This is a genomic window from Rhodococcus sp. BS-15 (assembly GCF_000813105.1).
Lineage (GTDB): Bacteria > Actinomycetota > Actinomycetes > Mycobacteriales > Mycobacteriaceae > Rhodococcoides.
The window spans coordinates 1-6,695 of sequence record NZ_BAOX01000270.1; the positions used below are offsets into that span (position 1 = coordinate 1).

6 protein-coding genes and 2 pseudogenes are annotated in these 6,695 nt (G+C 65.1%); 6 read left to right on the top strand and 2 right to left on the bottom strand.

Features of this window, described 5'->3' with window-relative positions:
• The 6 genes and pseudogenes from RHBS_RS29820 to RHBS_RS22235 form a co-directional block, all read left to right on the top strand.
• A partial coding sequence (locus RHBS_RS29820; RefSeq protein ID WP_236745402.1) for a hypothetical protein occupies positions 1-181 on the top strand: 181 nt, incomplete at its 5' end.
• Entirely contained in the window at positions 94-879 is a 786-nt protein-coding gene (locus RHBS_RS22220; RefSeq protein ID WP_128646444.1) for a bifunctional 2-polyprenyl-6-hydroxyphenol methylase/3-demethylubiquinol 3-O-methyltransferase UbiG, read from the top strand. The genes RHBS_RS29820 and RHBS_RS22220, both read left to right, overlap by 88 nt.
• 159 nt (positions 880-1,038) lie before the next feature.
• A complete protein-coding gene (locus RHBS_RS31025) occupies positions 1,039-1,293 on the top strand; it encodes a hypothetical protein (protein WP_237669563.1) in 255 nt (84 codons plus the stop codon).
• Complete coding sequence (locus RHBS_RS22225) at positions 1,271-2,548, top strand: GGDEF domain-containing protein (RefSeq protein ID WP_237669565.1); 1,278 nt, start codon at positions 1,271-1,273, stop codon at positions 2,546-2,548. The genes RHBS_RS31025 and RHBS_RS22225 overlap by 23 nt, the downstream gene beginning before the upstream one ends.
• Positions 2,549-3,124: 576 nt before the next feature.
• A pseudogene (locus RHBS_RS22230) lies at positions 3,125-4,302 on the top strand (acyl-CoA dehydrogenase family protein).
• Between the two features lie 26 nt (positions 4,303-4,328).
• Positions 4,329-4,772, top strand: a complete 444-nt coding sequence (locus RHBS_RS22235; protein WP_121872688.1) for a VOC family protein — start codon at positions 4,329-4,331, stop codon at positions 4,770-4,772.
• Positions 4,773-4,793: 21 nt separating this feature from the next.
• Here RHBS_RS22235 and RHBS_RS22240 read toward each other — a convergent pair whose 3' ends face one another.
• A complete protein-coding gene (locus tag RHBS_RS22240; RefSeq protein ID WP_121870930.1) occupies positions 4,794-6,299 on the bottom strand; it encodes a YdiU family protein in 1,506 nt (501 codons plus the stop codon).
• A 61-nt stretch (positions 6,300-6,360) separates the two neighbouring features.
• Positions 6,361-6,695, bottom strand: a pseudogene (locus tag RHBS_RS22245) (hypothetical protein); the annotation flags it as partial.

Here is a 6,695-nt window from a genome sequence, read left to right on the forward strand (position 1 = left end):
TCGTGGTTCACTCGATGTGGTGTCCAACATAGCTCCCGACTTCGTCGACCGACACCGCGGCCGGGTTCCTCGACGCGTTACGCGCCCTGCGGCGTGGCACCGGCTCGTGGCCGGTCTCGAGCCCGGCTCCTCGCCCGAGACCACGCCGCTGTCGAGCGACTGTCCGACCAGCGCAGTCTGATCGCCGAACACCTCGCAGCCAGGCTGGTGCGGATGGGGGACCGGCCGATCTCGGTGCTGTCGGTGGGGTGCGGTGACGGGTCGCTGGACGTCCGGCTCGCCGCTGGTCTCGTGCAGCGAAAGTCCGGCCGACCGGTCCGATACGTCGGCATCGACCCCTGGCCCGGGAGTGTGGAGCTCTTCACCGCCACGATGGCTGCGCTGGGGGCCGACGAGCTCAGCGTCGGGGCGCACGTCGCGTCCTTCGACGACGCCCCGGTGGACGAGACCTTCGACGTGGTGCTGTTCGTGCACTCGATGTATTACGTCGCCGATGTCGGGGCAACATTGCGTGCCGCGCTGAACCTGCTGCGGCCCGGCGGTGAGCTGTGGGTGGCCATCGCACCGTCGGCGGCGCTCAACGCGCTGGTCGGGGTCCTTGCCCCGCCTCTGGAGGGCCACCGGCAGTGGTTCAGCGCGGATGTCGAGAAGGCCTTCGTCGACGGCGGGATCGCGGTCGACGACGTGGTCACTCTGGACGCGCTGGTCGACCTCGCCTCCGCGAGCGACGAGGTTCTCGACTTCGCGGTCCAGGCCCGGCTCACTCCCGAGTTGTACGGCCCCGTGCGGGCCTATCTCGCCGCGGTCTCGGTGCCGGGCACCGACGGCAGACTTCGGGTGCCCCATCCGGTCGACGTGTTCGCCGCAACCCGTCGTTGACCGGTCGAGCGAAGAGCGGGCCCGACGACGGTCGTGTAGTGGTCGGGCTGTCCGGATGCTCGGTGTCGTCCGCACCCTCGTCGTGTACGAGCAGGAAATAACCACGGTATCCGCAGCCAATGAAGAGACGGCCCACCGTTGCTGCTGGACAATGACCGCATGACCCGACGACTCACCCTCAGCGGCGACGCACTCCTGAAGATGATGAACGTCGCGCATCAGCTGGGTGGTGGCCGTGACCTCGACGACATCTTGCACATCGTTGCTCGCACTGTGATCGAGGTGATCGGTTTCGACGCAGTCGCGGTCAACGTCCGCCGCGACGACGGCGACCTGGAAGTGAGGGCTGTTATCGGCCCACCCGAGGTAGAACAAATACGCGGGGGGGCGCATGTCGGAACTGCAGTGGCGTGAGTTGCTCGGGTCCTGCGAACGATGGGGTGGACTGTTCTTCTCACGGGTCCTGGAACTCTCTCCCGACGTCCCGAGTGCCGACCCGTGGCGCGAGCGATTGTCCGGCCCCGACCAGCGTGGTGTTTCGTCGTCGACAGTCGACGCGTGTGAGCCCTGGCAGGCGGAGTTCGCTCTGCTGGCACCGATATGGTCCGAGGGTCGAATCGATGGAACGCTGCAAGGCGTGATCAGCCTCGACCTGCCTCGGAGCGGCCGTACTCCCGACGCCGAGCAGCGGATGTTGCTCCACCTCTTCGCGATTCAAGTCGGAATCGCCCTCGACCGGGTGTCCGAGGCAACCCACGCCTCCGACCGTGTCAGCCTCTACCGCTCGGCATTCGCCGAGTCGCCGCTCGCAACGGTGCTGTTGGACGCGCAGTTTCGCTTGACCGACGTCAACGACGCCTTCCTTCAGTTGGCCGACGCGGTACCCGGCGAGTTGGATCAGCGACACCTGGAGGATCTCCTCGACATCGGTTCGGCGGAGTGGGCAGCGCGACTGGGCCGACTCGAACCGGGGAAGGCGGTATCTGTGTCGAGCGAGCTCCGCCTGCACCATCCTCGCGGTATCCAATGGGACCGCTGGGTGGAAGTGACGGTCCGTCGGGTGGACAGCATGAACGACGAACCCCGGTACGTATGCACTCTCACCGATCGCACCGACGCCCGTAACGAGATCATGGCGATCCGTCACCGAGCCGACCACGACGCGCTCACCGGTCTCAGTGCCCGACCCGTCTGGTTGTCGGATCTCGAGAATCGACTGATTCGGCGTACCGCCACGAGACCGGACGTTTTCGAGGTCGTGGGAGTCTTGTTCTGCGACCTCGATTCCTTCAAGCGGGTAAACGACATCGCGGGACATCACGCCGGTGACGAGACTCTCGTGACAATCGCTGGACTGCTGATGCAGGTGACCGAGCCCGCTGATTCGGTATGTCGTTGGGGCGGTGACGAATTCGCGATAGTGACCACTCGTGACTCAGTTGCCGCACTGACCGACCTGGCCGCGGCGATCACCTCTGCCATCGACGACATGGCAGCATCGGCTGATCCGGCGGACCCGGTTGCCGGAGTATCGATCTCGATCGGAATCGCGGCCACGCACGATACGACACGCGTCGAGTCGGCCACGATGTTCACCGAACTCGCAGACAGAGCTCTGTACCGCGCCAAGAGCGACCCGCACAACCGGATACGGATCACCGAGATCTGAGATCAGCATCTCGAGTGCTGACGACGTTCATGTCCTGTCCCCTTGCCGCGTCCGACGGCGAATCAACTCCTCGGATTCGGACAACTGCCGCCGAACGGTGTCGGACATCCAAGAGTGAGGAGCCGAGCCGATGATGCAGGCCCGCGACCGATGCGGTGTTCGGAGGGCTCAGATACGCACCGGCATGCCCGGTCGGCGAACTGCTCACTATCAGCCGGTGCAGCGAACCCGATGGGACGCTGTGCAAGGACGTGGCGCTGGACCGGCTACTCGGTCCGGATCGTCGATCTGGCAGATGAATATTCGATCTGCTTCAATTTTTGATGTCCGATACTCGCGTGACACTTGCGGCGCAAGCTGATTTCCGAGAAGTACGCGTCCGAGATCGATGAACTGCACTCGGCGTGGACCGTGCAGACCCTGGACAGCTTGGGCGGGCACTGACGGCGGTTCCCGCCTCCGGTCGGGTCAGGACGATGCCGGCGAATCGATCGACGCGAGGAAGTACGTGTCGCTGAACCGAAAGTCTGACCCATCCAGTGGACGGAGGAGCTCGCCCTCCTCGATAGTGGTCTTATGGACACGCTGAATCCCGATGTACCGGATGACGTCTTCGCGGACGTGTTGAAGCAGATCTCGCAGTTCGTGCGATCGCGTGTCGTGCCTCGCGAACTCGAGATCATGAACACCGATTCGATTCCCGAGGATCTGCGGAGGCAGGCTGCGGAGATGGGCCTGTTCGGCTACGCGCTTCCGCAGGAGTGGGGTGGGCTGGGCCTGAACCTGATTCAGGACGTCGAGTTCGCGATGGAGCTCGGGTACACCTCGCTGTCGCTGCGATCGATGTTCGGCACCAACAACGGGATCGCCGGGCAGGTGCTCGTCGGATTCGGAACCGAGGAGCAGAAGGCGACGTGGCTGCCGGGCATGGCAACCGGCGATATCGTCGCCTCCTTCGCGCTGACCGAGGATGGGGCAGGGTCGAATCCGGCAGGCTTGAAGACGACGGCGACGGTCGACGGCAGCGGCTGGATCATCAACGGCAGCAAGCGATACATCACCAACGCGCCGATTGCGAACATGTTCGTCGTCTTCGCCAAGTTGGATCCGAAACCGCAGAGCGGAAACGGGATCGCGGTGTTCCTGGTTCCCGCCGACACCGCCGGGATCGAGGTGGGCGTGAAGGACGCGAAGATGGGCCAACAGGGGTCCGGCACCGCTGATGTGACGTTCACCGACGTGAAGGTCGAGGCCGACGCACTGGTCGGCGGCAACAGTGACATCGGTTACAAGGCAGCGATGACGTCTTTGGCGCGGGGACGGGTGCACATTGCCGCGCTGGCCGTCGGTCAGGCGCAGCGCGCGCTGGACGAATCGGTGTCGTATGCCGCGGCGTCCACTCAGGGCGGCGAGCCGATCGGGAATTTCCAGTTGGTGCAGGCGATGATCGCCGATCAGCAGGTCGGTGTCATGGCGGGGCGGGCGATGGTGCGTGAGGCGGCGCGGGCGTGGGTGCAGGAGACCGATCGGCGTATCGCGCCGTCTGCGGTGAAGCTGTTCTGCACCGAGATGGTGGGCAAGGTCGCTGATCTGGCCGTCCAGATCCACGGTGGCGCAGGTACATGCGGGATGTGCCGGTCGAACGAATCTATCGCGATGTGCGACTGCTGCGCCTGTACGAGGGGACGAGCGAAATTCAGCGACTGATCGTCGGAGGCGGCTTGATCCGCGCCGAACAGAAGCGGACCTCGTGAACGCGCCAGGTGGAGGCACTCCGGGCATGTCCTTCCGAATCCTTCGCTCCGACCACGTCGGCTTCGCCGTCGGTTCCCTCGATGACGCCCTTCGGTTCTGGACCGACGGTCTCGGCGCGACCCTCGAACGGACGGGGGAGATGGGCGGGGAATTTCTGGGAGAGGTCACCGGAGCGCACGGGGCGGCAGTCCGAATGGCGGTGGTTTCCGTTGCAGGTCAGACGATCGAGCTGCTGGAATATCGCGATGTGGAGGGGGCGCGGGGGTCGTCTCGACCCTATGATCCGGGTTTCGCGCATCTTGCCTTCGAGGTCGACGACATCGATGCGGTCCTGACACGAATCGCGGACTTCGGTTGGACGGCGCAGGGAACTCCACAACCTATTTCCGGCGGTGCCAAGGTGGGCACCCGCGTCATGTACGCGGTGGGGCCGGATGGAGAAACCATCGAATTCATGGAGCTGCCATAGTGACGATCAATTGCCCAGGAATCAGGTACCGCAGAAGGTCTGAAAGCCGGCACTGAAGTTCTCGGGCGCAGGCAGGGCGTAGTCCGACCTGTCCTCGCGTCGGTCGAACGGTGACGTGACGACCTCGAGCAGACGCTCGAAGGGTCCGAGATCGCCGTTCGTCGCAGCCTGGAGCGCAGCGTCGACCAGGTGGTTGCGGGGGATGTATGCCGGGTTGACGCAGTCCATACCGTCGGCGACCGATGAAAAGTCCTGTCCTCGAGCCGAAACCGCGGCCCGCCAAACCTCCAGCCAATTCCTGGACGCATCGGGTGGGACCAGGGAGTCGAACGGTGCCGAGTTCCCGCGTAGGTTCTCGGCGAGGGCGCGGAAGGTCAGGGTCCAGTCGGCGCGGTGGTCCGTCAGCAGCCGGTGCAGGTCGTCGACGAGCGCCGCGTCCACGGCGTCGTCTTCCAGGCCGAGTTTGGCAGCCATCGCGGCAGAGTAGTGCTGCCGGTAGCGATCCCCGTACGTGTCCAGGATCGCGGTCAGGGCGGAGATGGCGTCGTTCGGCTCCGAATTCACCAGTGGCAGTAGTGTTTCGCCGAATCGCGCCAGGTTCCATCCGAGAACGGCGGGTTGGTTGCCGTAGGCGTAGCGTCCGCCGTGGTCGATGGAGCTGAACACCGTGGCGGGATCGTAGGCGTCCAGAAAGGCGCACGGCCCGTAGTCGATCGTCTCGCCGGAAATCGTCGTGTTGTCGGTGTTCATGACACCGTGTACGAATCCGACCGACATCCATTGTGCGACAAGGGACGCCTGAGCCTCGACGACGGCCTCGAAGAATGCGAGGTAGCGATCCTCGGGTGCTCGCTCGACGAATTCGGGGTAGTGGCGGGCGGTCGCGTAGTCGGCGAGGGTCTGCGCGAGTCCTTCCCGCCGAGCAGCGAACTCGAAGGTGCCCACCCGCAAATGGCTCGACGCGACCCTGGCGAGTACCGCGCCGGGTTGCGGGCCTCCCTCTCGCACGACCTGTTCCCCGGTCGTGACGACTGCGAGTGAGCGGGTGGTGGGGATGTGCAGCGCATGCATCGCCTCGCTGATCAGGTACTCGCGCAGCATCGCTGCCACCACCGCGCGTCCGTCACCACCACGTGAGAACGGTGTTGCGCCCGACCCTTTGAGATGTAGATCGACCAGGCGGCCCCGATCATCGCGAAGTTCGCCGAGGAGCAGCGCTCGGCCGTCGCCCAGCAGTGGCTGGAAGCTGCCGAACTGATGACCCGCATAGGCCATCGCCACGGCGCTTGTCTCGGCCGGAGGAACGGACCCGGACAGCACGCCTGCCCCCTCGGCGGTGGCCAAGGATGCCGGGTCGAGCGCGAGTGACCGGGCCAGGCCGTCGTTGAGGACCAGCACGCGAGGATCCGGTGCGTGGGCACCCTGCCACGGCACGGTGACGCCGGGAACCTGGTCGACCAAGGTCGACTCGAACCCGAATGCGGGCAGACTCGTGGTCGAAACGCCCGGTCCGGAAGATTCGCTCATTGTTCAGGGGTACCACGAATCGTGGCACCAAATCCCCTGGGGCTCTGGAGTCCGAGGCCGATCAGGGACGAGAGACTGCCGTCGCGCTGGAGTTCTGCTTCCCCTCGACGGTCTCGTACCCGGCCGCCGCGTCGAAGCGGATGTGCACCCGTCCGTTGTCGCCGTCGACGGATACACGCGCCCGCACTCGATACACCTCGGCGATGAGTTCTTCGGTCAGCACCTCCGCAGGTGTGCCGCCTGCGACGACCTTGCCGTCCTGGAGCACCAACACCTCGTCGCAGAACATCGCGGCCAGGTTCAGGTCGTGCAGCGCGACGATGCTGGTGATCGGCAGACGAGCGACGAGGGCCAGCAACTCGAGCTGGTGATGGATGTCGAGGTGGTTGGTCGGCT